25 protein-coding genes and 1 tRNA gene are annotated in these 26,896 nt (G+C 59.7%); 16 read left to right on the plus strand and 10 right to left on the minus strand.

Annotation, left to right across the window (positions count from 1 at the left end):
* Positions 1-193 precede the first annotated feature (193 nt).
* The 4 genes from ACZ5ZH_RS11335 to ACZ5ZH_RS11350 all read left to right on the plus strand — a co-directional run bounded on the left by ACZ5ZH_RS11335 (position 194) and on the right by ACZ5ZH_RS11350 (position 3,467).
* A complete protein-coding gene (locus tag ACZ5ZH_RS11335) occupies positions 194-832 on the plus strand; it encodes a LolA family protein (protein ID WP_464771574.1) in 639 nt (212 codons plus the stop codon).
* Between the two features lie 268 nt (positions 833-1,100).
* Entirely contained in the window at positions 1,101-1,898 is a 798-nt protein-coding gene (locus tag ACZ5ZH_RS11340) for an exodeoxyribonuclease III (protein ID WP_464771575.1), read from the plus strand.
* Positions 1,899-1,911: 13 nt separating this feature from the next.
* Positions 1,912-2,970 carry a GTP cyclohydrolase II gene (ribA, locus tag ACZ5ZH_RS11345; protein WP_449474551.1) on the plus strand — a complete coding sequence of 353 codons (1,059 nt, stop codon included), beginning with the start codon at positions 1,912-1,914 and terminating at the stop codon, positions 2,968-2,970.
* Complete coding sequence (locus ACZ5ZH_RS11350; protein ID WP_449474552.1) at positions 2,967-3,467, plus strand: L,D-transpeptidase family protein; 501 nt, start codon at positions 2,967-2,969, stop codon at positions 3,465-3,467. Before ribA ends, ACZ5ZH_RS11350 begins: the two co-directional genes overlap by 4 nt.
* A 2-nt stretch (positions 3,468-3,469) precedes the next feature.
* On the opposite strand, the gene ACZ5ZH_RS11355 is transcribed toward ACZ5ZH_RS11350, so the two are convergent.
* Positions 3,470-6,232, minus strand: a complete 2,763-nt coding sequence (locus tag ACZ5ZH_RS11355; protein ID WP_464771576.1) for a [protein-PII] uridylyltransferase — start codon at positions 6,230-6,232, stop codon at positions 3,470-3,472.
* Positions 6,233-6,247: 15 nt separating this feature from the next.
* A complete protein-coding gene (mutS, locus tag ACZ5ZH_RS11360; protein WP_464771577.1) occupies positions 6,248-8,893 on the minus strand; it encodes a DNA mismatch repair protein MutS in 2,646 nt (881 codons plus the stop codon).
* Between the two features lie 127 nt (positions 8,894-9,020).
* Here mutS and ACZ5ZH_RS11365 point away from each other — a divergent pair, with 127 nt between their 5' ends.
* Positions 9,021-11,282, plus strand: coding sequence for an NADP-dependent malic enzyme (locus tag ACZ5ZH_RS11365; RefSeq protein WP_464771578.1), 2,262 nt, complete (start codon positions 9,021-9,023; stop codon positions 11,280-11,282).
* 12 nt (positions 11,283-11,294) lie between these two features.
* On the opposite strand, the gene cofC is transcribed toward ACZ5ZH_RS11365, so the two are convergent.
* The 3 genes from cofC to cofE are packed head-to-tail and all read right to left on the minus strand — an operon-like array spanning position 11,295 to position 13,561.
* Positions 11,295-11,873 carry a 2-phospho-L-lactate guanylyltransferase gene (cofC, locus tag ACZ5ZH_RS11370; RefSeq protein WP_464771579.1) on the minus strand — a complete coding sequence of 193 codons (579 nt, stop codon included), beginning with the start codon at positions 11,871-11,873 and terminating at the stop codon, positions 11,295-11,297.
* Positions 11,874-11,876: 3 nt separating this feature from the next.
* Positions 11,877-12,809, minus strand: a complete 933-nt coding sequence (gene cofD / locus ACZ5ZH_RS11375) for a 2-phospho-L-lactate transferase (RefSeq protein ID WP_464771580.1) — start codon at positions 12,807-12,809, stop codon at positions 11,877-11,879.
* Entirely contained in the window at positions 12,806-13,561 is a 756-nt protein-coding gene (gene cofE, locus ACZ5ZH_RS11380) for a coenzyme F420-0:L-glutamate ligase (RefSeq protein WP_464771581.1), read from the minus strand. Before cofE ends, cofD begins: the two co-directional genes overlap by 4 nt.
* 102 nt (positions 13,562-13,663) lie before the next feature.
* Here cofE and ACZ5ZH_RS11385 point away from each other — a divergent pair, with 102 nt between their 5' ends.
* The 3 genes from ACZ5ZH_RS11385 to ACZ5ZH_RS11395 all read left to right on the plus strand — a co-directional run bounded on the left by ACZ5ZH_RS11385 (position 13,664) and on the right by ACZ5ZH_RS11395 (position 16,553).
* Positions 13,664-14,644: a polysaccharide deacetylase family protein gene (locus tag ACZ5ZH_RS11385; protein ID WP_464771582.1), complete on the plus strand. Its 981-nt coding sequence runs from the start codon at positions 13,664-13,666 to the stop codon at positions 14,642-14,644.
* A gap of 199 nt (positions 14,645-14,843) precedes the next feature.
* A complete protein-coding gene (locus ACZ5ZH_RS11390) occupies positions 14,844-16,028 on the plus strand; it encodes a tyrosine-type recombinase/integrase (RefSeq protein ID WP_464771583.1) in 1,185 nt (394 codons plus the stop codon).
* 414 nt (positions 16,029-16,442) lie between these two features.
* A complete protein-coding gene (locus tag ACZ5ZH_RS11395; protein ID WP_464772643.1) occupies positions 16,443-16,553 on the plus strand; it encodes a hypothetical protein in 111 nt (36 codons plus the stop codon).
* 559 nt (positions 16,554-17,112) lie between these two features.
* Here ACZ5ZH_RS11395 and ACZ5ZH_RS11400 read toward each other — a convergent pair.
* Positions 17,113-17,247: a hypothetical protein gene (locus tag ACZ5ZH_RS11400; RefSeq protein WP_464771584.1), complete on the minus strand. Its 135-nt coding sequence runs from the start codon at positions 17,245-17,247 to the stop codon at positions 17,113-17,115.
* Positions 17,248-17,662: 415 nt separating this feature from the next.
* Between ACZ5ZH_RS11400 and ACZ5ZH_RS11405 the strand changes: the two genes are divergently transcribed.
* The 6 genes from ACZ5ZH_RS11405 to ACZ5ZH_RS11430 all read left to right on the plus strand — a co-directional run bounded on the left by ACZ5ZH_RS11405 (position 17,663) and on the right by ACZ5ZH_RS11430 (position 22,510).
* Positions 17,663-17,881, plus strand: a complete 219-nt coding sequence (locus ACZ5ZH_RS11405) for a hypothetical protein (RefSeq protein ID WP_464771585.1) — start codon at positions 17,663-17,665, stop codon at positions 17,879-17,881.
* Between the two features lie 30 nt (positions 17,882-17,911).
* Positions 17,912-18,421: a hypothetical protein gene (locus tag ACZ5ZH_RS11410; RefSeq protein ID WP_464771586.1), complete on the plus strand. Its 510-nt coding sequence runs from the start codon at positions 17,912-17,914 to the stop codon at positions 18,419-18,421.
* Positions 18,422-18,759: 338 nt separating this feature from the next.
* A complete protein-coding gene (dcm, locus tag ACZ5ZH_RS11415; protein ID WP_464775184.1) occupies positions 18,760-20,031 on the plus strand; it encodes a DNA (cytosine-5-)-methyltransferase in 1,272 nt (423 codons plus the stop codon).
* Between the two features lie 31 nt (positions 20,032-20,062).
* The gene (locus ACZ5ZH_RS11420; RefSeq protein ID WP_464772644.1) at positions 20,063-20,491 is read left to right on the plus strand and encodes a very short patch repair endonuclease; all 429 of its coding nucleotides are present in this window, start codon (positions 20,063-20,065) and stop codon (positions 20,489-20,491) included.
* Positions 20,484-21,725 (plus strand): type II restriction endonuclease, encoded by a 1,242-nt coding sequence (locus ACZ5ZH_RS11425; RefSeq protein ID WP_464775185.1) that lies wholly within the window; start codon positions 20,484-20,486, stop codon positions 21,723-21,725. The genes ACZ5ZH_RS11420 and ACZ5ZH_RS11425 overlap by 8 nt, the downstream gene beginning before the upstream one ends.
* A gap of 326 nt (positions 21,726-22,051) precedes the next feature.
* Positions 22,052-22,510, plus strand: a complete 459-nt coding sequence (locus ACZ5ZH_RS11430; protein WP_464771589.1) for a hypothetical protein — start codon at positions 22,052-22,054, stop codon at positions 22,508-22,510.
* Positions 22,511-22,638: 128 nt separating this feature from the next.
* Here ACZ5ZH_RS11430 and ACZ5ZH_RS11435 read toward each other — a convergent pair.
* Positions 22,639-22,730 (minus strand) — tRNA-Ser (locus ACZ5ZH_RS11435).
* A gap of 233 nt (positions 22,731-22,963) precedes the next feature.
* Between ACZ5ZH_RS11435 and ACZ5ZH_RS11440 the strand changes: the two genes are divergently transcribed.
* A complete protein-coding gene (locus ACZ5ZH_RS11440; RefSeq protein WP_464771590.1) occupies positions 22,964-23,758 on the plus strand; it encodes a DUF1134 domain-containing protein in 795 nt (264 codons plus the stop codon).
* Positions 23,759-23,764: 6 nt separating this feature from the next.
* Here ACZ5ZH_RS11440 and dinB read toward each other — a convergent pair whose 3' ends face one another.
* Genes dinB through ACZ5ZH_RS11455 form a run of 3 tightly spaced genes read right to left on the minus strand, consistent with a single transcriptional unit; the run spans position 23,765 to position 25,943 of the window.
* Positions 23,765-24,844, minus strand: coding sequence for a DNA polymerase IV (dinB, locus tag ACZ5ZH_RS11445; protein WP_464771591.1), 1,080 nt, complete (start codon positions 24,842-24,844; stop codon positions 23,765-23,767).
* A 56-nt stretch (positions 24,845-24,900) separates the two neighbouring features.
* Complete coding sequence (locus ACZ5ZH_RS11450; RefSeq protein ID WP_449470539.1) at positions 24,901-25,431, minus strand: YceD family protein; 531 nt, start codon at positions 25,429-25,431, stop codon at positions 24,901-24,903.
* Positions 25,428-25,943 carry a ubiquinol-cytochrome C chaperone family protein gene (locus ACZ5ZH_RS11455; RefSeq protein WP_464771592.1) on the minus strand — a complete coding sequence of 172 codons (516 nt, stop codon included), beginning with the start codon at positions 25,941-25,943 and terminating at the stop codon, positions 25,428-25,430. Before ACZ5ZH_RS11455 ends, ACZ5ZH_RS11450 begins: the two co-directional genes overlap by 4 nt.
* Before the next feature lie 88 nt (positions 25,944-26,031).
* On the opposite strand from ACZ5ZH_RS11455, the gene ACZ5ZH_RS11460 reads away from it, so the two are divergent.
* Positions 26,032-26,589, plus strand: a complete 558-nt coding sequence (locus ACZ5ZH_RS11460; RefSeq protein ID WP_460987084.1) for an outer membrane protein assembly factor BamE — start codon at positions 26,032-26,034, stop codon at positions 26,587-26,589.
* Positions 26,590-26,896 lie beyond the last annotated feature (307 nt).

Here is a 26,896-nt window from a genome sequence, read left to right on the forward strand (position 1 = left end):
CGGGCCTTTCAGGCATCCTCTCCTAAAACTTTCCGGCTGGTCTTCGGACCAGCCTTTTTTGTTCGCCGCGCGAGCTACCCCACGGCTGCAAAGCGGCCCATGCAGGGTTCGGAGATCAGGAACGCATCAGTTCACAATGGGTTCAACGCCTGATCGCTACTCCTTGACCTCTCAACAAAGCGGAGAAGAATGCATGAAGCGCTTGTTTGCGCCACTCGCCCTGGCCCTGGCCGCCGCACCGTTGTTCGTTCCAGCCGCGCGCGTTGCCGCGCAGCAGTCGTCGGACGGCATGGACCGGGTAAATGCCTATATTCGCGGCGTCACCACGATGACGGCCGATTTCGTGCAGACCGACCGCGCCGGTCAAACCCTGACGGGCAAACTGACGATCAAGCAGCCCGGCAAGGTGCGGTTTCAATATCAAAAGGGTGTACCGCTGCTGATCGTCGGCGACGGCAAGGCCTTGACGATGATCGACTATGAAGTCCGGCAGGTGCAGCGCTGGCCCATCGGCAGCTCGCCCTTGGGCGCCTTGCTCGATCCAAAAAAGGACCTGTCCCGCTTTGGCAAGTTGATCCAGACGGGGGATCCGAAGGTGATCAGCGTTCAGGCACGCGATCCCAAGCGGCCCGAATTCGGCACCATCACGATGATCTTTGAACGGGATGCGGCCGGACCAGCGGGTCTTCAACTTTACGGATGGGTAGCGCTCGATTCTCAGAATAACCGCACTAGCGTGCGCTTGTCGAACCAGCGTTATGGCGTCCCGGTTGCGAATTCCGCCTTTCGTTGGACAGACCCGCGTCCGAAGGGTCGCGTAGCCGGGGGATGAAGCGGGCCTTGCATGAGATGGATGGCGATCTTCGGAATCTTGTTCATCTTCGGCTCATATCCGGAACCCTAATAAGAACTCCACGGCGCGAGACGAAGTCCGGGATTTCCCCCCTGTTACTCGGAACGCAGCTCCCGCCGCAAAGCGCTTCAAGGGCGCGATCGAGACCCCCGTTCCATGCCCCCGGAGCGGGGGTCTTACTTTGCCAGCGGCATGTCGGCGCAGAGCCAAGCTTGCGAAGCCGTTCGCAGGCCCTTAGGGGATCAGCATGCCGAAAACACTGAGCATCGCATCCTGGAACATCAACAGCGTCCGCGCCCGGATAGACATCGTCGAACGTTTCCTGACCGAAGAGGCGCCTGACCTTCTTTGCCTTCAGGAGACGAAGGTGGTGAATGACATATTCCCCACCGACATGTTCCGGCGTCTGGGCTATGTTCATCAGGTGCTGAATGGCCAGCGCATGCATCATGGCGTGGCGATCATGAGTAAAGTGCCGATTCATGAGGATGACCGGCTCGACTGGCAGGCCAATGGCGAAGCGCGCCATGTCGGCGTCCGCCTGGACAACGGCGTTCGCATAGAAAATGTCTATGTCCCTGCCGGAGGCGATATTCCTGACCGGACAGTCAATCCGAAGTTCGGTCAGAAGCTCGATTTCATTGAGCGCATGATCGAATGGTCCTCCCAGCTTGAGGACAAGCCGACGATCCTCACTGGCGATTTCAACATCGCGCCCATGGAATGCGATGTGTGGAGCCATAAGCAGCTGCTCAATGTCGTCAGCCATACGGCGATCGAATGCGAACTGCTGGCCCGGTTGCAGGAATCGAACAATTGGATCGATATCGGCCGCCAATTCTTTCCGGCTCCGGCGCGGCTTTATACCTGGTGGAGCTATCGCGCGCGGGATTGGGCGGAATCGGATCGTGGGCGGCGGCTGGATCATATGTGGATGACGCAGGATGTCGCGGCAAAGGCCATCGGGCACCGTGTTGTCGAACCGGCGCGCAGCTGGACCAAGCCATCGGATCATGTCCCGATCATCACGGAGTTCGCCTTCTGATGGACCATCTCCCATGAACGGGCGCGCCGCCGCCCGCGCGATTGACGCTCTGCGCCGTGGTTGGGCGGTCACAGTTCGTGCGACTGACGGCGCCATACGCGTCATGGCGGTTGAGGGCGCGGATGCGGTGACGCTGAAGACTTTCGATCCTGCGGGCAAAGCGGACATATTGATAGCAGCAGCCCGGGGCGAGACATTGAAGCTCGCCAACCAACTGGCAGCGGCTGATCCCGACATGCCCGTGCTGATCGCCCGCGCGCCGTGGATCGACGGCGATGTTGCTACCGCGATCGCCGACCCGGTACTCGACCTCTCATCACCGCTGAAGGGACCGTTTGCGGCCAAACCCCTTGCCGCGCCGCTGGCGGCAAAGGCGACGCTCAAGCTCGCCCGGCTGGCGGGTATCCTGCCTGCTTTCTTTTTGGGATCGGAGGGAGAGAGCGAGGCCGAGGTCAGTGCCGATGACATCGACGCTTATGACGACGCCGCTCATCTTGCCATAGCGACGCGCGCGCGGCTGCCGGTGTCAGCCTGCGAGACCGCCGAGATCATCGCTTTTCGCAGTCCGGACGAGCCCCGAGAGCATGTCGCCCTGATCGTCGGGACGCGGGATTCCTCGCCGCCGGTCATCAGGCTGCACAGCGAATGCCTGACTGGGGACGTGCTGGGCAGCCTCAAATGCGATTGCGGGCCTCAATTGCATGAGGCGCTGCACCGGATCGCGGACTCACGTTGGGGCGTGTTGCTTTATCTGCGGCAGGAGGGGCGCGGGATCGGCCTCATCAACAAATTACGGGCCTATGCCTTGCAGGATCAGGGGTTCGATACCGTCGATGCCAATGTCCGCCTTGGCTTTGCCATCGACGCGCGTGATTTCTCGGTCGCGGCGCGCATGCTAAAGCTGCTGGGCATAGAAGAAGTGCGGCTGCTCACCAACAATCCCAAGAAGGTGGAGGGGCTTGAAGGCGCGGGTATCAAGGTGGCTGAACGCCTGCCCATCATACTGCCCGCCAACCCGCACAATGAACAATATCTGGCGACCAAGCGGGATCGTACCGGGCACCAGCTGTGACCACAATTCGCGTGGGCAGCGCCGCCGGGCGGTTGCGGTTAGGCATGCTGGACATCCCATGCACGCTGGGCCGGGGCGGCGTGTGCGCGGCGACCGATAAGCGGGAGGGAGACGGCTGCACGCCGCTAGGGGCCTGGCCGCTGCGGGGCGTTCTGCTGCGGCCGGGAAGGGTGGAGCCTGCCGCAATCCGGCTTCCATGGCGCTGGGTGAGGGAAGGTGATGGCTGGTCCGACGACCCTGCCGATCCCGCCTACAACCGGCCGGTCCATCTGCCACGGCGCTTTTCGGCGGAATCGCTCCTGCGCGGCGATGATGCCTATGATGTGATCGTCGTGCTGGGACATAATGACGCGCCGCCTGTGCCAGGGCAGGGCAGTGCGATCTTCCTCCACCTGTCCGAAGGGCGTCCTACGGCGGGCTGTATTGCTATCGACCGTGGCGACATGTTGAAACTGCTGCCGCTGCTGGCTGCCGGCGACGTTGTGGAGATAGTTTAGGCTCAGGCCTGCTCAAGAGCCTCATCGACCTGATCGCCAGCAGCTTCAAGCAGCCGCCGCTCGAGCGTCTGGATACGCGCCTTGCTCTCGATCTTGCCGCCCAAAAGGTCGGTCACATAAAATGTATCGACCGCGCGTTCGCCATAGGTGGCGACATGTGCGCTGTGCACGGTGACCTTCGACTGGAACAACGCGTTGGCAAGGCTGAAGAGCAGGGCCGGGCGATCGCGTGCATTGACCTCGATCACCGTGAACCGATTGGAAGCCTTGTTGTCGATCAGCACATTGGGCTCGATCCGGAACGCTTCGGCGCGGGTGCGGGGCAGGGGACGCGCTTCCAGCTTCGTGATCATGCGATGACGATTCGCCAGCGAATCCTCGATCGCATTGCGGATACGGGTCAGCTGTTCCGGGCTATGGAAAGCGCCGCCCAAAGGGTCCTGCACCAGGAAGTTGTCGATGGCGACGCCGTCGCGCGTGGTGTGGATACGCGCATCGATGATATTGCCGCCCGCCAGATGGATCGCTCCGGCAATCCGGTAGAATAGGCCCGGATGGTCAGCGGCATAGACGGTGACAAGCGTGGCGCCGCGCTGCGGATAATATTGCGCGGCAATCGACAGCGGCGAATCGGCTGATGCCAGGATATGCTGCGCGTTGTGGATCAGGATGTCCTCAGGCTCGGCGATCCAGTAGGATTCGGGCAGGCGCTTGCTGAGCTTCTGGAAGTCGGCCTTGGACATGCCGAGCGCCTTGCGCAGTGATTCCTGCTTGGCGGTGACGCGTTCGCCACGCCCCTTTTGCTTGTGGCCAAGCCGCAGCACTTCCTCGGCAGCCTCATAGAGGTCTCCCAGTAGTTGCCGTTTCCAGCTGTTCCACACGCCGGGACCCACGGCGCGGATGTCCACGACGGTGAGGCAGAGCAGCAGGCGAAGCCGCTCGGGGCTCTGCACCACCTCGACGAAATCCAGGATCGTCTTGTAATCGGCCAGATCACGCTTGAACGCCGTGGCCGACATCAGCAGATGATGGCGCACCAGCCAGGCGACGGTTTCCGTTTCGGCCGGCGTCAGGCCAAGGCGCGGGCAGAGATGGTCGGCTACCTCGGCGCCAAGTACGCTATGGTCGCCGCCGCGGCCCTTCGCGATGTCGTGCAGCAGAACCGCGACATAGAGCACCCGGCGCGACACCAATTTGCCCATGATCTCGGTGGACAGTGGATGGTCTTCCACCAGAGCGCCCTTTTCCACGCGGGCCAGAAGCCCGACTGCGCGAATGGTATGCTCGTCCACCGTATAATGGTGATACATATCGAACTGCATCTGCGCCACAACGCGGCGGAAATCGGGAATGAACCGGCCAAACACCGTCGATTCATTCATCCAGCGCAGCACCGTTTCCGGATCACGGGGCGATGTCAGCACATCCATGAAAGCGGCGTTGGCGCGAGCATCGCGGCGGATTTTTGCCGTGATCAGACCTGCGTCCCGGCTGGCGGTGCGCATGGCGCTTGGGTGGATGCCCAATTCATGACGATCGGCTACCGCGAAGATTTCGAGCAACCGCACCGGGTCCTGCTGGAAAAAGTCGTCGCTTGGCAGCGCGAGCCGACCACGGTCGAGCACGAACCCGTCCAGCTTCTTTGGCCGACGGAATATGGACGGAATATAGCGCCGCCCCTTCGCCGCCATCTGGTCGTCCAGATGCGCCAGGAACACCGCGGTCAGGTCGCCCACGATTTTCGCGTTCAGGAAATAATAGCGCATGAAGCGCTCCACGCCAGAGCGGCCCTGTCGCCCCGTAAAGTGCATCCGCGTGGCGGTTTCCAGCTGTAGATCGAACGTCAGGCGATCTTCCGCCCGCCCCGTGATCATGTGCAGATGGCATCGGACGGCCCAAAGAAAATCCTCAGCCTTCTGGAATTGCCGCAGTTCCAGATCGGTCAGCAAGCCCACGTCCACCAGTTCGGCGACGGACTTCACCCGATTCACATATTTGCCAATCCAGAACAGCGTGTGGAGGTCGCGCAGCCCCCCTTTGCCTTCCTTGACATTGGGTTCAACGACATACCGGCTATCGCCCATGCGCTTGTGCCGATCGTCCCGCTCCACCAGCTTTTCGGTGACGAAAGCGCGCGCCGTCCCCTGCATTACCTCAGCATCGAATCGCTTGGCGGTGTCCTCGTACAACGCTCGGTCGCCCCAGACATAACGCGATTCGAGCAGTGCCGTGCGCACGGTCAGATCCGCCTTGGCCATGCGCATGGTTTCATCGATCGACCGGCTCGAATGCCCGACCTTCAGGCCCAAGTCCCAGAGCGAATAGAGCATGGATTCGATGACCTGCTCGGTCCACCCGGTGGGCTTCCATGGCGTGATGAAGGCGATATCCACGTCGCTGTGCGGCGCCATCTCGCCACGGCCATAGCCGCCTACGGCCATCAGGGTAATGCGCTCACCCGTGCTGCGATTGCTGGCAGGGTATAGATGATGCGTCGTTGCATCGTAGAGCAGGCGCAGAATCTGGTCGATCAGAAACGCAAAGGCGGTCACGGCCTCGCGCCCGCGCGTAGGCTTGGCCTCCAACCGCTTTGCGACGTCGACCCGTCCGGCATCCAGCGCGGTCTTCAGCTCGCGGACCACCAAGGCCCGCAGCTTCGCCGGATCGCCCCGATGCTCCTGCGCCAACGCGTTGATGCTGTCCGAAATCGCGCGCCGGTCGATGATGGAGCGGCGAGAGCCAAGGGAGGGAAACTGCATGACCATGGGCGCAGTCTAGTGTCAGCTGCTGGCCGCGGCCAGTTGTTTCAAGCGATAAAGCTGTTCCAGCGCCTCCCGGGGAGAAAGCGCATCGGCATCGATCATGTCGAGCGCGGCGCGCAGGGCATCGACCGCTTCCTCTTCCTGCGCCGCGGCGGCGGCGAAGAGGGGAAGGTCGTCCAGGCCCGCTGCGATGCCGCCGGTCTTTGCCCGGCCAGCCTCCAGTCGGGTCAACACATCCTTGGCACGCTTCAGAACGGCGGGCGGCAGCCCGGCAAGGCGCGCAACGGCGAGGCCATAGCTACGGTCGGCTGGCCCTTCCGCGACCTCATGAAGCAAGATGAGATCGCCTTTCCACTCGCGGGCACGCACATGATGCAGGGATAGCGACGACAGAGTCTCCGCCAGCCGTGTCAGTTCATGATAGTGCGTCGCGAACAGGCACCGGCAGCGGTTGACCTCATGCACCGCTTCGACGACCGCCCAGGCGAGGGCCAGACCGTCATAGGTGGATGTGCCGCGCCCAACTTCATCCAGAATGACGAAGCTGCGTTCCGTCGCCTGCGAGAGGATAGCGGCGGTTTCCACCATTTCGACCATGAAGGTCGATCGCCCGCGTGCAAGGTTGTCCGATGCCCCCACACGACTGAACAACCGATCGACCAATGTCAGCGTCGCCGATTGAGCAGGGACATAGCTGCCAGCCTGCGCGAGAATTACGATCAGCGCATTCTGCCGCAGGAAGGTGGATTTGCCGCCCATATTGGGGCCGGTGACCAGCCAGAGCCGGTCTTCGGCACCCAGACAGCAATCGTTGGCGACAAAGGGCTGCCCTTCCTTCCGCAGCGCGTCCTCGACCACCGGATGTCGGCCGCCGATAATCTCAAGGCACGGCTCGCCGCCCTCCTGAGTTAGAAAATGCGGCCGCTGCCAGCCTCCTTCGGCTGCGCGTTCCGCCAGCGCTGCTGCAACGTCCAGCCGGGCCAGCGCGTCAGCGGCCAGCGCGATCTCTGCCTTGCGAGCCAGGGCGGCTTCGACAAGATCCTCCAGATGCGCGGCCTCGGCTACCAGCGCATGGGCACCCGCCTGCGCCACCCGCCCCGCCTGTTCATGCAGGTCGACCGAATTGAATCGCACCACGCCCGCCAGCGTCTGGCGATGCGTGAAGCCGCTGTCTGGCTGCATCAACGGATCGGCGGCGCGTGCGGGCACTTCGACATGATAGCCAAGCACGCCGTTATGCCGGATTTTCAGCGACGCGATGCCGGTGCGCTCGCGATAACTAGCCTCCAGAGCAGCGATCGCCCGCCGTCCGTCGCCTGCCATCCGCCGCAGCTCGTCCAGAGCCGGATCGTAGCCGTCGGCAATATATCCGCCATTGGCCGTCTCGGTCGGCGGACTGGGGACCAGCGCCCGCGAAAGGCTGTCCACCAATGCCCCATGGCCATCGAGGGCTGGCAGCAGTTGCTGGAGCAGCGGTGGCTGATCAGGCAATCGCCCAAGTCTTTCGCGGAGCATTCGCGCTTCGTTGAGCCCGTCGCGCAGCTGCCCCAAATCGCGCGGACTGCCCCGGCCTACGGCGATGCGTCCGAGTGCTCGCCCGACGTCGGGCAATGCTCTTAGCCCGGCACGCAACTGGTCGCGCAGCAGCGGGTCGTCATGGAGGAGTTGCACCAGACCCAGCCGCGCCTCGATCAGCCCTTGATCCATCAACGGCGCCGACAGGTCCTGCGCCAGCAGCCGGGCGCCTGCGCCCGTGACCGTCCGATCCACCGCCCCCAACAGGCTGCCCGCGCGCACGCCGCTCATCGTCGCGCTGATCTCCAAACTTTCCCGCGTGGCCGCGTCGATCGCCACATGGGCGCCGCTCGCCTTGTGCACGGGGGGCGCCAGAAAGGGCAGGGTGCCCTTACCGGCATGATCGAGATAGGAAACCAGGCCGCCCATCGCGGCCAGCTCCGCCCGGCTGAACTGGCCGAATCCGTCGAGGGTAGCCACGCCAAACAGCCGCTTGAGCGCTGACTCGGCCCGATTGCTGGAAAATGCCGCACGATCGAACGGATGCGCCTCGGGCAGATCGAGGGCGAGCCCGTCGGGCACGACGATTTCGCTCGGCCGCAGCCGCGCCAGTTCGGCGGGCAGGTCGCTTGTCCGCAGCGTCAGCGTTTCGAAACGCCCGGTGGAAATGTCGGCTGCGGCTATCCCGATTTCGCCTGCGCCGTCGCCGCCCGTCTGGGCCAGCGCCACCAACATGTTGTCGCGCCTGGAATCGAGCAGAGTCTCCTCGGTCAGCGTGCCCGCCGTGACATAGCGCACGATGGCGCGGGCCACGAGCGCCTTGCTGCCGCGAGCCTTAGCCTCTGCGGGCGTTTCGGTCTGTTCGGCGATGGCGACCCGATGCCCCGCCTTGATCAGCCGGGCCAGATAATTTTCTGCGCTATGTACGGGCACGCCACACATGGGGATCGGCGCGCCGCCATGTTCGCCCCGGCTGGTGAGCGCGATGTCCAGCGTAACTGCGGCGGCCTTTGCGTCGTCGAAGAACAGCTCGAAGAAGTCACCCATGCGGTAGAAGAGCAGGCAATCCTGCGCCTCAGCCTTCAACGCCAGATATTGCGCCATCATCGGCGTCGGCTGGGTCGCGGCGTTTTCCTTGGGTCTGTGCATGACCGTCAGGCGATAGCCGCAAGCGGCAGTTCAGGAAAGGGCGTGAAAAAACGTACCGCTCGCGCTTGCCGACAGGTCGGGCTTGCCGCTAGGGCCTGTTTACTAGGTAAAGAGGGGCGGATGCGTCATGGCTGATAAGTCGAGTGTGGAATTTTCCGAGCGCGAGGCGCTGTTCTTCCATTCGACTGGCAGGCCGGGCAAGATCGAAATCATCGCGTCGAAGCCTATGGCGACGCAGCGTGACCTCAGCCTTGCCTATTCGCCGGGCGTCGCCGTGCCGGTGCGCGCCATCGCCGCCGATCCGCAGGCCGCCTACGACTATACGGCCAAAGGCAATCTGGTCGCGGTCATTTCCAACGGCACGGCTATCCTTGGCCTTGGCAATCTGGGCGCGCTTGCATCGAAGCCGGTGATGGAAGGCAAGGCAGTGCTCTTCAAGCGCTTCGCCGACGTGGACTCGATCGATATCGAGCTTAAGACCGAGGACGTCGATAAGTTCATCGATGCGGTGGAACTGATGGAGCCGAGCTTTGGCGGCATCAACCTTGAAGATATCAAGGCGCCGGAATGCTTCATCATCGAACAGACGCTGAAAGAGCGGATGAACATCCCGGTTTTCCACGACGACCAGCATGGGACGGCGATCATCGCCGCCGCTGGCGTCATCAATGCGGCGATGCTGACCGGGCGCGACCTTAAGGACATGAAGGTCGTGGTGAATGGCGCAGGCGCGGCCTCCATTTCTTGCACCGAACTGATCAAGGCGATCGGCGTCTCACACGATAATGTCATCATGTGCGACAGCAAGGGCGTGATCTACCAGGGCCGTACCGAAGGCATGAACCAGTGGAAGTCGGCGCATGCGGTGAAGACCGACGCCCGCACGCTGGGCGAAGCGATCAAGGGCGCTGACGTGTTCCTCGGCTTGTCCGTTGCCGGAGCGGTATCGCAGGACATGGTGAAGGCGATGGCGGAAAAGCCGATCATCTTCGCCATGGCCAATCCCGACCCGGAAATCGCGCCTCCCGAAGTTCTGGAAGTTCGCCCGGATGCGATCGTCGCTACCGGGCGGTCGGATTATCCCAACCAAGTCAACAATGTGCTGGGCTTCCCTTTCATTTTCCGGGGCGCTCTGGACGTGCGCGCAACGGGCATCAACGAACCGATGAAGGTAGCAGCGGCGCATGCCATTGCCGAACTGGCGCGCGAACAGGTGCCGGAGGAAGTCGCCAAGGCTTACGGCCGTTCGCACAGCTTCGGTCCCGATTATATCATCCCGGCGCCGTTCGACCCGCGTCTGATGGAGGTTGTTCCGGTAGCGGTCGCCCAGGCGGCGATGGAAAGCGGAGTCGCGCAAAAGCCGATTGCCGACATGGCGGCCTATCGCCAGTCGCTCAAAGGCCGGTTGAACCCGACGACGTCGGTCCTCACCATGGCCTATGAGGTCGCCAAGGCCAATCCCAAGCGCGTCGTGTTCGCCGAAGCGGAGGAGGAAGTGGTGCTGCGCGCCGCCATCCAGTTCCGTGATCTTGGCTATGGCATCCCCGTTCTCGTCGGCCGGAACGAGGTCTATGACAAGCTGAAGGCGCTTGGCGTCCGCGATCCTGAGAGTTTCGAACTGCATAACAGCGTCAATTCGCCTCTGGTCCCCGAGATGGTGGATACGCTCTACAGCCGCTTGCAGCGGCGCGGTCATCTGCGGCGCGACTGCGAACGCATGGTCAATCGCGATCGCAATATCTTTGGTACCTTGCTTGTCAGCATGGGCCATGCTGATGCGATGATCACAGGCGTGACGCGGCCCTTCGCCCAGACTCTGCGCGAGGTGAAGCGCGTCATGGACCCGGTGGTGGGGCGCACTGCCTTTGGCATCCATATCATGGTGTCGAAGGACAAGACGGTGTTCCTGGCCGACACCACCGTCAATGAACGGCCCTCCGCCAGCGAGCTGGCCGACATCGCCGAGGGCACTGTCGCGGTCGCACGGCGCATGGGTCATGACCCGCGCGTCGCCTTCCTGTCCTATTCCAACTTCGGCAACCCGCCAGGCGGCCATCTGGAAAATGTCCGCGATGCGCTGAAGGTTCTCGATGGCCGTGACGTCGATTTCGAATATGAAGGCGAAATGACCGCGGATGCGGCGCTTAATCCCGCCGTCATGAAAAATTATCCCTTCAGCCGCCTGTCCGGCCCGGCCAACATCCTGGTCATGCCCGGCCTGCAATCAGCCAACATCTCGGCGAAACTGTTGCGCGAACTGGGCGGCACGACGATGATCGGCCCGATGCTCGTGGGCATGGAGAAGTCCGTGCAGATCGCGACCATGTCTTCAAATGCGTCCGAACTGCTCACACTGGCGGTACTCGCTTCGGCAGGGGTGGCCCTCTAAGGCAGGGACGGGCTAGCCCCGCCGCCAGAGCGCGAGCTCTTCCGGCCGATCGATATCGAGTTCCAGTCCGGGTCTTTGCACGCTGCGAAAAAGCAGGCCGAGCCTGTCCGCTTCGGCCTCATGCGCGGCAAAACTGCCCGCCCCATAGTGGAAGAGGAACTCAGCCCCGCCGGGGATGGGGAGCGAGAGCGCGTTGGTGCCCGTGCCCGCATGATCGGGCGCGACCGCGATGCTATCCCTCGGCGGGTTCAGCAGTGCCGTCACATCATCAGGCCCGATCAAAGGAAGGTCCGCCGACAATATCAACAGCCGGTCGACCCCTTCCCCGATCGCCGCGTCTCGCGCACTCATCAGGGCTGCGTTCAAGCCGCGTCCCGGGTCGTTGAGCAGCGGAATATCCTCTGCCAGACCATGGCGCGACGGCCCCAGCAATAAAACCTGCTCCCGCCCTGCAACCGCTTGAGCAGCAGAAACGGTTTGGCGCAGCATCGTCGCCACCAGCTTTTGCCTCTCATCCTCGCCAAGTACAGGGGACAGCCGCGTCTTGCATAGTTGCGGCGCCTTGACCGGGATGACGATCCAGCAGCGCACGGTTCAACTGGCGATCCGGTCGGCCAGCGTCAGAGCAGCGCGCGCAACTCTTTCCCGGTCCTCCAGCGTCTTCATCAGCGTGTCGCAAACGTCACGCGGGATCGAAATGTCAGAGGCGTCGTCGCGTTCGTCGATCAGCAGCCCATCGATCACATCGGCATAATGGGCCGCGATGCTTTTATTGGTCACGGTCAGGCCCAACTCCTGCATCAACTTGGCGGTGGGTCCCTTGACCGCCTGGCCCCCGACGATCGGCGACACCGCAACAACCGGCGCGCGAGCGGAGACCAATGCTTCCCGGATGCCAGGCACCGCAAGGATCGGATCGACACTCAGCCAGGGATTGGACGGTGCTATCACAATGGCCCGTGTGTCAGTGGCGGTGATCGCTTCGATCACGCCTGCCGCCGGTATAGCGCGCTCTGCGCCTTCGAAACGAATGGCCCGCACCTCTGGCGCGCAGCGGCGTTCGACGAAATAGCGCTGGAAGGGCATGTCGCCTTCGCTGGTGTTGAGATGCGTCGCAACCGGGTCATCACTCATCGGCAGGATGGTAAGGTCCAGCCCCCATGCAGAAGCGAAGCTGGCGGTAATCGAGCTCAGCGTCTCTCCCCGCGCCAGCAGATGAGATCGCAGCACATGCAGCGCCAGGTCGCCATCGCCCAGCAGGAACCAATCTTCGCCGCCCAAGGATTTGAGGGCGTCCATGAAGCTCCAGCTCTCGCCTTCCCGGCCCCAGCCCTGGGCCGCATTGGCCTTACCGGACAGGGTGTAGAGAAGGGTGTCGATGTCAGGAGAGATGGTGAGTCCGAAGTGCCGGAAATCGTCGCCCGTATTCACAATGGCGGTAATCTGTTCCGGCGGGTAAATGCGCATGAGACCCAGCACCAGCTTGGCGCCGCCCACGCCGCCAGTCAGCGTCACGATACGGCTCATCGAAACAGATCCTCCTCCAGCGGCCGGACAAGCGCCGTTGCAGGCGCGTCGCCCTGTGGCCAGCGCAATCCCCGCATCAGCACGGCCGGAATGCCTTCGGCCCCTTCGCCCGTGACCAATGCGGCGGCGGTCGCAATCTGGTCAGCCAAGGCGATCTGCGTCACTTCCAGGCGGCGGCCATCCCTGTCCCTGTCTCCCCTTCGGTCGATCAGCGCAGGCAAGCGTGCCGCGCCTATGGCAACGCCGACCACCCCGTAGCGCCACGGCCGCCCGAAGCTGTCGGATATCACCACCGCAGGCGCGATCCCGCCGTCGGTAAGGGCATGGCTGATCGCGGCAGCTGAGCGATCAGGATCGAGGGGCAACAGCAACGCCCGTTCCGGGCCGCCCGGGCCGATATTCGACCGGTCTATGCCGCTATTGGCCATGACATGGCCCAGCCTGTGACGAGTGATCAATATGTGGGGCACGGCACGGACGACGGCGACGCTTTCCCGCAGCACAAGCTCGACAAGGCGCGGGTCCTTTTTGGTGATTGTCGCCAGTTCCAGAGCCTCCGGCGTCGGCTCGACCTGGGCAAGATCGACCATGCGACCTTCCGCCTTGGACAATATCTTCTGCGTGATGACCAGCACGTCGCCGTCCAGCAACGGCCAGAGCCCTGCCACTTTCAAAGCGTCTCTCAACAGCGCGGCCAAATCGTCACCGGCACAAATTTCAGCCATGCCGGTCAGCGGGTGAATTGAAATCATAAGGCGATGTAGCGCGCGACTGGTCCGGTGGGTAGCCGCCCTGTCGCCATAATCAGGGCGGCGTTACGGCTCCTTAACATGGATGGGGTAGGGGCTTTGGCAATGACTGCCCTGCTGATCACCGTGGACACAGAATTATCGTCACTGCTTCACGAGCGGGGAATAAGCCTGGAGGATAATATCCGCCTGTCCATCTGGGCGGAGTCTCGGGGCCAAGCCTATGGCATCGGCTGGCAGATGGCGGAGCTGGAAAGGCATGGCCTCAAAGGCGTGTTCTTCGTCGATCCGATGCCCGCGCTGGTTTATGGAACCGAGTTTTTGAAGCCCATCGTCACCTCAATCGTGGACCGGGGGCACGAGGTGCAACTGCACGTTCACAGCGAATGGCTCCGCTGGGCGCGCCACTCCCCTGTCGAAGGGAGGCTGGGCCGTAATATCGGTGACTTCTCAATGAATGATCAGATTACGTTGCTGCGCCTAGGCAGGCAATGGCTGGAAGAGGCTGGTGCGCCTGCGCCCATGGCCTTTCGAGCAGGCAATTTTGGCGCCAATGACGATACACTGCGCGCCCTCGGTCATGTCGGCATGACCTGGGACAGCAGCGTAAACCCCGCCTATCACCGCTATGGCTGCCGCATCAACGGTGCGCGCGATCAGGTCGCACCAACGCGCAGCTTCGGTGTCTGTGAGCTTCCGGTTTCGGGCATCACCGACCGGCCCGGCAGCTTTCGCCCTGCGCAAATCTGCGCGATGTCGGCGAAGGAGATGCGCACCGGGCTGCATCACGCGGTGCGCGAGCGGCACGCCGCGTTCGTCGTCGTCACGCACAGCTTCGAAATGCTGACCCGCGACCGCCAACGTCCCAATCATGCAGTGATGCGTCGGTTCACCGCTCTCTGCCGGGAGGCCGCGAAGCTGACGGGCCTTAGTGTCTGCGGCTTCCATGACCTGCCGCCCAGCCTGGAGACAAAGGCGAACTCCTCGCACAGCCGCGTCCCGCCCGATCGTCTTCGCACCACCAGCCGGATGGTTCAGCAGCTATGGGCCAGCTGGCGCTACGAACGCCGCTTCATCCCGGCCTGAACAGCGGCGGCGGACGGGATTTTACGGAAAGGTGGCGGAGACGGAGTCCATCGAACCGGGATTCGCTGAGATTCGCCATTGTCCGTTTTTCGGCAGAAAAACGTGCATTTTACCCCGTATCTTCCGTTTTCGTTCGTGAACGTTCGGCAGCAGCCGCCTAACGATGTGGGGTCTGCTGTGGGTACGAGGATCAGTTATCATGGGAAAACTTACTGCATTGGCAGTCAAAGCGGCCAAGCGTCCCGGCCGTTACATTGATGGACAAGGCCTTATGCTGGTCGTGAAGGAAAGCGGCGCACGGTCATGGCAGCTCAGAATTCAGGTGGAGGGGAAGCGACGCGACTTCGGCTTGGGGTCACTTTCTGAGGTGACCCTCTCAGAGGCCCGTGAACGGGCCTTAGAGACTCGAAAGAAAATTCGGGCTGGTTGGGACCCGGCAAAGGACAAAGGCGCTTCCACGAGTCTTAAAACGCAAAATAGGACCTTTCGTGAGGTCGCGGCTGCTCTGCATGACGAGCGCAAAGGTGACTGGCGAAACAAGAAGCATAAGGAACAGTGGCTCTCATCTCTCAAGGCGTATGCCTTCCCCAGTATCGGCGACGATCCAATTCAGGACGTCGCTGGACCACAAATTCGGGATTTGCTGCTGCCGATTTGGCAGGAGAAGCCGGAGACCGCTCGAAGGGTGATGCAACGGGTTGGGAAGGTTCTCGATTGGGCGTACGCTAACGGATTAAGGACGACGGAAGCACCAATGCGTTCAGTCCGCGCAGGGCTGCCACGCCAGTTGAAAAGCGCTGATCACTTTGCTTCCATGCCCTATGAGCAGGTAGGCGGCTTTATCAAAAAGCTGGCGCAGAATGACACCGTCGGCCGTCTAGCTCTTCGCTTCCTAATTGTCACCGCCGCACGCTCGGGCGAGGTGCGGGGGGCGACATGGGGCGAAGTTGATCTCCAAAAAGCCCTGTGGACCGTGCCAGCCGAGAGGATGAAGGCTAAAAAGGAACACGTTGTTCCGCTCCCGCAACAGGCTCTCGACGTCCTGAAAATTGCGGCTGACTTGCGGAAAAGTCAGGCAGAGGATGAGCCACTGTTTCCCGGAATGAAAGGAAGGGCGCTGAGCGATATGACCCTCACCAAGGTTCTACGAACAGTCTCCGGTGAGCAGTGGACCGTCCATGGCTTCCGCTCCAGTTTTCGAGACTGGGCTGCTGAGCGAACCAGCTTCCCAAGTGAGGTAGCCGAAACTGCTTTGGCCCATGCTATCCCGAACAAGGTCGTGGCCGCGTATCGCAGGACAAATTTCTTAGAGAAGCGGCAGGAGATGATGGCTCAATGGGCCGGTTATCTTCTCCCGCAGAGGGGGACGACATCGAGCCTCTAGGCATTTCATTTTCTTGCAAGTTACGGGGTATAGAAGGGCTAAGTGCTTCATTCTTATATATATTTTCATTCACTAGGATTTTTATCCTTATAAGGAAAAAGTATATTTATATAAGAGAAACAGAGGCTTATCCCATTATACCCCGTAACTTGTGGAAAAATGAGCGGCCATAGAAGCGAATGGTAGGGCCTCTTGGAAAACCATCTTTCATGTTACGGTGTATGTCCTTTGATCGCGGTGGGCGTCGGCTGATGAGGCGACTATCTCCGGTATCGGAGGTACCCTGCGATGAATACTCAGACCCTGAAAACCTTAGAAAATCCGCTGCCAGCGCGACCAGCTGGGCGGCTTTCATACAGCGTTGAGGAAGTTATCAGCTTAACTGGCCTTGGCCGAACGACGCTTTATCGCCTCATGGCTCAGGGCGAACTTATCTCCTGCAAGATCGGACGAAGGCGGTTGATCCGAGCTAGTGATCTGAACGTGTTCTTGGATCGCATCGCCGATTCGACTACTTCGGAATAATGGAACATCTTCCCGATCGGGAAAAGCGACGATGGCCAACTTCACAGCTGCCCCATGGATGAGGCGATGAATGGCAAGACGAAGGGCACAAGTGGTATGGGCCGAGGCACAAACCTTTTTACCGAGTTCAAGCAGGACATAATCCTCAGTGGGCAGGGTCCGGCTTCAGGCCGTGGTGCTGTGCCGCTCAGATCGGCTGTTGATTTCGGTTGTATTGTTCGACGGCAACGACGCGTCCGGGGTCTGACTCAGACCGCTCTCGCCGCTTCAGCATCGGTCGGGCCGCGCTTCATATGTGACTTGGAAGCTGGAAAACCCACCATCCAGATCGCGCCGCTACTGAGGGTGTTTGCAGCTCTGGGCATTTTAGCTGCCGGATTTTGTTCCGATACCGCTTTAGCCACTGGAGAGCGGTAAATCGCCCTGCGGAGAGAAACGGATAACGCGTGACCGCCAGAGCGGAGTGAGTCAGGCCGTGGCTAAAGCGAGTCAGGGCGATTTGACCCTGAAGTCGCCGAGGGCCATAACAGCCCTCGACGACCCCACAGACTAGTGCGGCTCAGTTTACCGGCCGACCGCGCGAGTCCTTTTTGAAGGTTTCGACAATGGCGCCACTGCGCCGTTGCTCCGCCTCCCTCACGGTAATGAACTGGCCACTGCCAGCATCACGACCGCGCTTGCCCTTCTTGTCCACTGGATTTCTCCTTAACAAGTCGAGCGGCTGGTCCGCCCTCCCGGAAAGCGCCGCGCGCGCCTCCTCGCTACAAGGCGTTGCGGTTCACCGATCGATTCAGACCATGTATATTGATTCCAAAACTTTTCAGGAGAGTCGAGTCTCTTTTTGTTCTCAGGAAAGCGGGCGATTGATCCCTGCGCGTGAAGCTCGATATGTGGACGCAATCGGCCGCAGAGAATGCAAATCGCTCGCAAAAGCCGATTTGCCGTTGCAAATCCGCTGTAGATCAGCGATTAGCAGCATATCGCCAGGGGAGTAACGCGATGAACTGCCGCCATTGCGCGTTCATAGTTCGGAAACTTCTCCTGTGTAGTCAGTTGTAAAGGTTCGTCAGATTGCCGTCTGGCGAGCTTTATTTTGTGAGGATAGTCTAATGACGAATCAGCCCGAAACGGCCTGGGTGGAGGCCGCACGCACTGCCGCCGCGAAGACCCATGCAGCCTTGGGGGCCGTCATGGACAGCATTCAGCTTGACATACCGCTAGTCAGCGAAGCAGAAGCTGCCGCCACTAATTCTTTGGATAGGTCGTTCATGGACTATTTGAAGAACGGCGACCATCTGACTGAAAGATTCTTGGCGAACGCTCGATAATAGTGAGCCTCGCCTCGGGGCGGGGTAATAATGTCAACGGCTATTGAGATAGTTCTAAAGAGCGATTTCCGCGATCTAATTCAAGTTTATATCGCTACGTTCGCGCACTCTTATGCACGACTCAATAGTGGTCCAGCAGATTTTGATCAGGATCTGGCTATTTATGATAGCCTAATCAATAGCAAATCAGACGACATTATTCGCGCTGCGGCGTTCAGCATTACGGGATACTCACACCTTTACAAGGTGCTTCCTCGAGAGACGTTCGACGAGTTCAAGATAATCTACTATCTTGGACTGGCGATCGAACGTCATCTCACTAAAGCAGGGCATGCCAAAATTGTCCAAGTCCATATGTTTACGTTGATAGGACTTATGGACGAAGCACTGCGGAGGAAGGGCGTTGTTAAGCCGCAACTAACTGGCGCAATGACTCAGCTTATCCGGTTCGGGTATTTCGATCGGGAGCTTGGTAACACCGGCTGCTATCTCATTTACAAATGTAGTTCGACCGCTCCTAAGCACCAAGACGCTGCATAGGCAGGCAATCCGCTGCTCAATACTCACGGCCCGGCCCTACTCTCATAGCTTATAAACAGCGAAGAGGGGGCCTGATCCACAGGTGGCACAGATCCTCATGGTGAGGTCAACAATGTGCGGCTTGGCTATTCCGATGAGCAGCGCAAGCGACTGCCGTTCTTTCCGGGCGGCGCAGTGAACTCATACAGTGCATTTCAAGTGAACCGCCTCTTCTGACGCCAAGAGCCAATTCTGACGCGTAGAGCCAATGCGCCGAGAACGCTATTTAGATTCACTTTTTGTTCTTGAAGTTTGGAACTTGTAGTGCCACGGTGACACAAAATGTCCCAGAGGTGCCTATGCAGTCGAGTTCCGAGTTTTCCCGCCTTCGAATGAGCGTCGGGATCAGCATCGATGACTTCGCTGACACAGCCGGCTTTTCACGCAGCACGGTTTACCGTTGGGAGAGAGGCCTGACAAAGCCTCGGCGGGCAGCGATACGCCTTCTGGATGCGATGGCCGCAGAGCATCATGCTGCTAACGATTTAGCAAGAGACCAAGAGTCGTTTCGCTTCATCGATTTGTTTGCGGGTATCGGCGGACTTAGGCGTGGATTTGAGCCACTTGGCGGAAAATGCGTATTCACAAGCGAATGGGATAAGTATTCCCAACTGACGTATAAAGCCAATCATAAATGCGACCATGATGTGGCAGGGGACATAACGAAAGTTAATCTGGAAGATTTGCCAAATCATGATCTATTGTTAGCCGGATTTCCTTGCCAGCCCTTCTCTATAGCGGGCGTTTCGAAAAAAAATGCTTTGAATCGTCCTCATGGATTTCTTGATGAAACACAAGGTACGCTGTTTTTTAATGTTGCCCAGATTATTAAGTATCATCGCCCAAGGGCATTTTTGTTAGAAAACGTCAAAAACTTGGTAAATCATGATAAAGGTAGAACCTTTGCGGTAATTCATCAGACTCTGACGAAAGACTTAGGCTATCAAGTTCATTGGAAGGTCATCAATTCCAAGTCATTTGTTCCACAGCAGCGGGAGCGGATTTTTATTGTGGGGTTCCGTGATAGAAATGAATTTTCATTTTCTGATTTAGTACTACCTGATCCGTTGCACGGTCCCAAGTTGCATACCATTCTGCATCCAGAAGACGGCACAGAGGAATTGGATGGGCATTTCACGCGCGGCAACATCGCTTCTGTGTCTGATAAGTACACATTGACTGACCACCTTTGGCGCTACTTGCAAAACTATGCCGAGAAGCATCGTGCGGCTGGGAATGGTTTTGGTTTTGGGCTCGTTGGTCCTAATGATGTCGCTCGTACATTGTCGGCGCGCTATTATAAGGATGGCTCTGAGATTCTCGTGGAGCAACAAGGAAAGAACCCGCGCCGCCTCACTCCGCGTGAATGTTCCCGCTTGATGGGCTTCGATCAACCTGGAGGGAAGGAGTTTATCATTCCCGTCTCGGACACGCAGGCTTATCGCCAGTTTGGCAATTCTGTCGTCGTCCCCGTCGTAAGGGCGGTAGCTGAACACATGTTACCTTGGCTTGTCGAACCTTCGGAGACCGAGCCGAAACGGCTAGGGCGGAACCTCGCCTTTGCCGAGTGACATCGTTGATATAGCCACCCGCAGCCGTATGATGGCGGGCATAAAGGGGAAAAACACCAAGCCAGAACTGGTCGTCCGGCGGGGACTTCATGCAGAGGGATTCCGATTTCGGCTGCATGACCGCGGACTTCCCGGCCAGCCGGATATGGTTCTACCTCGGTGGCGGGCCGTGATCTTCGTACACGGCTGCTTTTGGCATGGCCACGACTGTCATCTTTTCCGCTGGCCGAGCAGCAGGCAAGAATTCTGGCGGCAGAAGATTGGTCGCAATCAGGAGCGCGACGCGGAGGTGGAGGCCGAGCTTGTTCACTCCGGTTGGCGTTTACTGAAGATATGGGAATGCTCAATCAAGGGCAAAAGCCGGATTGGCTCCGAAGCAGTTGTATCTATAGCGGCGGAGTGGCTTCGAACAGATACAAAGAGCGGCGAGATAAGGGGAACAGATCGTGCCTGTGGGTGATCTTGTTGACTGGCTGGATGAATATGGTGGGCGCGGTTTCACCTGGTATGTGAAGCGCCTGTCAGGAAATGATACCCTTGCTAATGCAAGCCACCAAGCCGGACCATATGTTCCGCGCGAGTTCCTGTTTCAAATCTTTCCGCCCCTGAACCAGCCGGACGACAAAAATCCGGATGTGAGGTTCGACCTGTATGTCGATTCGCATCCTGACCACCGGCAAGTCCGCGCTGTGTGGTACAATAACAAATTGCACGGCAATCCCAAAGGCGGACGCAATGAAACCCGTTTGACCGGATTCGGCGGGAGCGCATCGGCGCTTCTCGATCCGGAGAGTACTGGTGCGCTGACCGTTTTTGCATTTCGCAATGTCGAGGCAATCGAGGTAGCTGATTGCCATGTGTGGGTATGTCGCCACGAAACCGAGGAAGACCTTGTTGAAGATCGTGTAGGGCCAGTCGAGCCCGGGAAGTGGCTAATATGGCCACCTGTGCAAGGTGGCTTGCTGGACTTGCTCCAACTGGCACCCGCAACCCGGACAAGCTGCTGGCTCGATGACACGGAAATACCTGTAACGTGGCGTCAAAAATTTCCTTCTGGTGCTGAGATTATTCGGAAAGCCGTTGAGCTAAGGCCAGATTCCAGCCTTGATCCTGATCGCCGCCTAATTAGACGCAGGGATTGCGAGTTTGAGATTTTTCGCAGTGTCGAGCAAGCCATCGAATTGCCGCACATTCAGGCGGGCTTTGCCACAGTGGACGATTTCATTGCACGGGCACAGACCGTGCTTCAGCGCAGGAAGGCTCGTTCTGGAAGATCCCTCGAACTGCATACCCGCGAAATCTTCATTGAAGAGAGCCTAATCGAAGGAACTCATTTCGCCCACCAGCCCGTATCCGAAAATGGGAAAACACCTGATTTTCTATTTCCCTCCGTATCGGCGTATCGTGACGATTCATTTCCTACGGAACAGCTCCGGATGCTGGCGGTCAAAACAACCTGTAAGGACCGCTGGCGACAAATTCTAAATGAGGCCGATCGCATCCCTGCTAAACATTTGCTCACATTGCAGGAAGGAATTTCTGAAACCCAATTCAGCGAGATGGTGAACGCGGGTGTGCAACTTGTTGTACCGGTGGGCTTAACGGACAAGTTCCCCAAGTCGGTCCAGCCGCATCTACAGTCTTTGGAAAGCTTCATTGGCGATGTTCGCCTCTTGGGTTTCTCTACAGTCTGAGCCGCTATCGTCCCCCACAGCTTAAAATTGGCGAAAAATATCGCGGGACCATTGGAAGAGTGATCTGAGTAAGTCGCAGATTTTAAAGCATTTATGCGTGTTACCCTTCTAGGAGGGTTGCAATTCAGAAGCCCTTACAAGTAAGATCAGACATCGCTTCGATCTTGATCGGCAGGAGCGATCCGCATTGCGCGGACGAACACAGGTCCTCGGCTTCGGTCGGGCGGCCTGCCTAATACAATACCTTCCGGGGAATACGCAGGGCGCGTCTTCACCTGTGTTCGACGTGCGATCAACCGACCCGACTGGCGGGCGGTGCGGCGAACATGGGAAACGTTATGATAACAACGTCATTGATTGCTTTAGCTTTGCAAAGTTCAGGCATCAGCCCGCCTTGCGAGAATCTGATGCGCGAATATATCCGCAGCGAATACACCTACGGCGTCTTAGCTGATGCATATGCCATGACGACGGCAGCAGCGCTGCAATATGGTCAAGCTACGAAGGACTGGTCTGATTATAGCCGCGAAGCGAAGAAGCAGGCGGCACTCCAAGAAGAATACGAGCAAAAGGCAGATCGACTGGCTACCTTGCTAGTGGGCAATCATTGTCCGATCCCTGATCACACCATCAGCCCAGCGACTTACAAGGCAGAACGAACAGCCTGCCTGAGTCGAAGAAAAGCCAATCCTGCCGCGCCATGCGATTACGAGAATCCGGCGTTGGAAAAATGGGCTGCATCATCCCGCTTGACGGCTTCGGCGTCTTCTAAACGTCGAAAATAACCATAGGGGGGCCCGCCTGCAAAGATCAGCAGGACAACCTACGATGACATGATGTGGGGTCTAGTGTGGGTTCCGATTTGGCGGGTCACCCGAAACCTCACTGAATTCAACAAGATACGAAAGGGGTATGGCGGAGACGGAGGGATTCGAACCCTCGGTGCCGAATTCTCAGCACGACGGTTTAGCAAACCGTTGGTTTCAGCCACTCACCCACGTCTCCAAACATGGCCTGAATACCCGCTTGGGGCGGGACAGCGGCTAGGCGAGAAGCGCTATAACGGTGGCTTTCGCGCAAGGCAACGGGTGTATGCCATGAAATTCTTACAAACTTGTCCGCAGGATTCGTTCCAGCCCAGAATCGACTCGGGTCGCCGTTCGTTCATTGTCGTTTCAGCTTGCTTTCCGATAATCTGATAGTTGGTCGAAGAGCGGAAAATTCGGGGAGTAGCGGGCATGATCGGGATTTTAAGGCGTGCGGCGGCTCGCAATGTGCGGCGGGGTGCGATGGCATTTGCCGCCGCGGGCATGGCGTTCAGTCCAATTGTTGCGACTGCGCAGGTGCGCACGGTCGATCCCAACACCGCGATCGACGCGGACCTCGCGCCTGTTCCGCCCGCGAACAGCACCCCGACCGACCCCGGCGTCGACCACAGCGTTCCGCTCCCCAGCAATACGGCGCCGGATCATGCCCCACCTGCGGCGAACAGCACCGCCACCGGCGCGCCGGTAACGTCCAACTCGCCCCCCGCCGCCTTGAGCCCGAGCGAATCCTATCAGGAAGATGACCTGATCGGGGCGGCCGAGGGCGTCTTTGGCAAGGGGGCCGAGGGGCTTGCCGGCATGATCGAGAAGATCCTGAAGGATCAGGGGCGTCCCAACGCCTATATTGCCGGTCGGGAAGCATCCGGCGCCTTTGTCGTTGGCTTGCGCTATGGATCCGGCACGCTCAACCATAAGGTGGAAGGCAAGCGGGAGGTGTATTGGACCGGGCCATCCATCGGCTTCGATGTGGGCGGCAATGCGTCCAACACCTTCGTCCTGGTCTATAATCTCTACGACACGCAGGACCTTTATCACCGCTTCCCCGCTGCCGAAGGCACGGCCTATCTCGTCGGTGGCTTCACAGCCAGCTACCTGCGTTGGGGCAGCGTAGTGCTGATCCCGATCCGTTTGGGCGTTGGTTATCGACTGGGCATCAATGCTGGCTACATGAAGTTCACGGAAAAGCGGAACTGGCTGCCTTTCTGATCTGGTTTAAAGGACAAAGCTGAGCTGCTGGCCTCCCTCGACCGGCTCTTCGGCGTCGAGATTATGCACCCCAAGACCCAGCAGCCGAGCCCCCATGGGTAGCGGCAGCTGGGCGAGTAGCAGGGCACGCGCCGTTTCCGCCAGCAAGTCGGGCGACCGTACTGGGGCGCCCATGCTTTTCGACCGGGTGATGATTCGGAAATCGGCAAATTTGATTTTCAGGACGATGGTGCGGCCATAGGCGCCGCTATTCTCGATCCTTCCCCAGAGGCTTTGCGAGATACGGTCTATTTCTGTGACCAGCGCGTCCTGCGTTATCAGGTCGTCGAAAAATGTGTCCTCAACGCTGACGGACTTCCTTTCCTGCCGCTCGTGGACCGGCCGATCGTCTTCACCGCGCGCGGCACGATAATAGAAGGGAGCGGCGCTGCCGAAATGCTGCTGAAGGAAAGGCAGGTCGCGGGCGCGAAGGTCGGCGCCGGTTTCAATCCCCAACGCCTGCATCCGCCGTGCCGTCACCGGCCCCACGCCATGGATGCGTCGCACAGGCATCTCCGCCATGAAGCCTGCTCCTTCGCCGGGTCGCACGACGCAAATGCCGTCCGGCTTGTTCTGATCTGAAGCGAGTTTGGCTATCAGCTTGTTGTAGGATACGCCCGCCGAGGCGGTGAGGCCCGTTTCTTCGTGGATCATGCGCCGGATTTCCTGGGCGATGACCGTTGCGGAGGCCAGGCCCGGCTTGTTCACCGTGACATCGAGATAAGCCTCATCAAGCGACAGCGGCTGAATGATGTCGGTGAAGCGGGCGAAAATCTCCCGCACATGAGCCGAAACGGCGCGATAGACCTCGAACCGAGGCTTCACGAACAGAAGGTCCGGACAGAGCCGCCGCGCCCGCGCGCCGGGCATGGCCGATTTCACGCCAAATGTGCGAGCCTCATAGCTGGCGGTGGCAACGACCCCTCGCGGGCCGCCGCCGCCCACGGCGATCGGCTTGCCCCGCAAGGTTGGGTCGTCGCGCTGTTCGACCGACGCATAAAAGGCATCCATGTCGATATGGATGATCTTGCGCGGCCCGGAATCCATGGCAGGGGTTTATGCCACAGCAAGAACGAAAGCAAAACGCGGAAGGCGTCGTCAGGTCAGGACTTCTTGTCCTTCAAAGACTGGAGGACAGCGAAAGGACTGGCCTGTTCTTCCGAAAGGACGCCCGCTTCCCGCAAATAGGAGTCTGCGTCGGCAGAACGGGGATAGGGCGCCATGGCCAAGGCCATAGTTTCGGCGACCGCTTCCCCCATGTCGATTGTCTGCCCATCAAAGCCGATGATGTCGCAATCCTCCGAATCGATCTCCATCTCTTCGTCATCGCCTTCATCGCCGCGCTCCGCGACGAAGCGCAGCAGGAATTCGGTGTCGATCTTCTCGGGCACGGCCACGCCGGTAGCGACGCAGGGCTGGGCCAGTTCCGCCCGCACGCGCCCGCGTGCTTCGATGCCGCTATCATTTTCGCTCAGCGTATAATCGGCTTCAAGGCGGCTGAGCGAAAGCAGATGGAAACGCTTCGCCAGTGCTTCCCGCTCGTTGGCGTCGGCGGTGATCGTCACTCCTTGCGCATGCCGCACGATCTGATCAGCGCGCACCGGGCGAGAGAATTCGGGTGCAGGGTTGCTCATCCAATATCTCCGGTCAGCAATGCGTCCAGCGGCAACGCGGAAAGCCGAACCCAGCGCGATCGCAAGCGAGATTCGACATGATTGATCGCACCATCACCCGGCGTCGCGCCACGATACAGGTTGCGCTCCAGCGCTTCCCGCAGCTCCGCCTCGCCCAGTAGTGCAGCTTTATAGGCTGACAGTCTGCCGCCCAGCGCGCTCACCATCCGGCCGATATGCTTGCCCACCACGACGTCGCCCACGCCTTCCTGACGCAGCTGGCCGTCCATGTCATCGACGAATAATTCCGTCAGCCAAACGCTCTCCTGCGCGGCGCCGATCGCTTCCATCCGCATCAGCACCTGCGCGAGGATGGCGACGATCATGTCGAACCGGCCGTCCATGGTGTCGGGGACCTGGCCTTCCATATACCAGTGCGGCTGACGCCCCTCGTGGACGATGGCCTGATAGAGCAGCTGCATCGCTTCCTTGGGATCGGTTCGCGCGAACAGGCGCTGGAATAGGTTTGGCATGTCGAAGCAGTTTCCTGGCTGAGCTGAGCGGAGGCCCCCTTGCCGGGGGTCGCGCATTTCCATATTGATCGGCGGGCCGCGCGATGCAATGGCGGCTTTGGTTTTCGCGTTTTCCCGGGGCCTGTCCCGGCAGGAGAAGTTCATGCGTCAGTTCAGCCGACATCTGTTGCTCGCCGTCGGCCTTGGCGCGCTGGTCCTCGGCACATCCGCCTGCACCCGCATCCGGACGCATCAGGGCTATCAGGTGGACAAGCTGTTGGTCGATTCGATCCAGCCGGGCATCGACAACCGTGCCTCCGTTGAAGGAACGCTGGGCCGACCCAGCTTCACCGCGCAATTCGGTGATCAGGACTGGTATTATGTGTCGCGCGACATGCGGGCGCTTGCCTTCTCCAATCCCAAGCCCGTGGCCCAGACCGTGTTGCATGTCCGTTTCGACCCGGCGGGCAATGTGACTGCCGTGGATCGCATGGGGCTTGAGCAGGTCGCCAAGATATCGCCTGCGGGCGACAAGACGCCGACCCTTGGCCGTCATCGCAGCCTGTTCGACGAGATTTTCGGGAACATCGGCACGGTGGGAGCCGGTGGCATGGGCGGCGGCGGTGGCGGCAGCAATACCGGCGGTGGCGGTCCTAACGGTTCCTGAAGACAGGATAGCAAGACTGTCCGGGGTCAACGCTCCCTTTTAGCGGAAGCCTTATTACCGGATTCCCCCTGGCGGCTGTGGCAAGAAAGCCCCGCCTTCGCGAGTCTCGAGCAGGCTTGCGCGCCAGCAGCGGCGACATCAAAAAATTCCGGCGATCCAAGTCATTGGACTCGTTTGGAAACATGGTTAATTTTCCGCGTTAACAAATAGAGACTCGCAACGGCGACGGCTCAGGCATATGCTTGATCAGTGTCGTCGGCCGTAAGACTAAAGTAGTATATCTCGCTCTGCACGTACGGCATACTAC

This window comes from Sphingobium sp. TomMM7A (genome assembly GCF_055397305.1).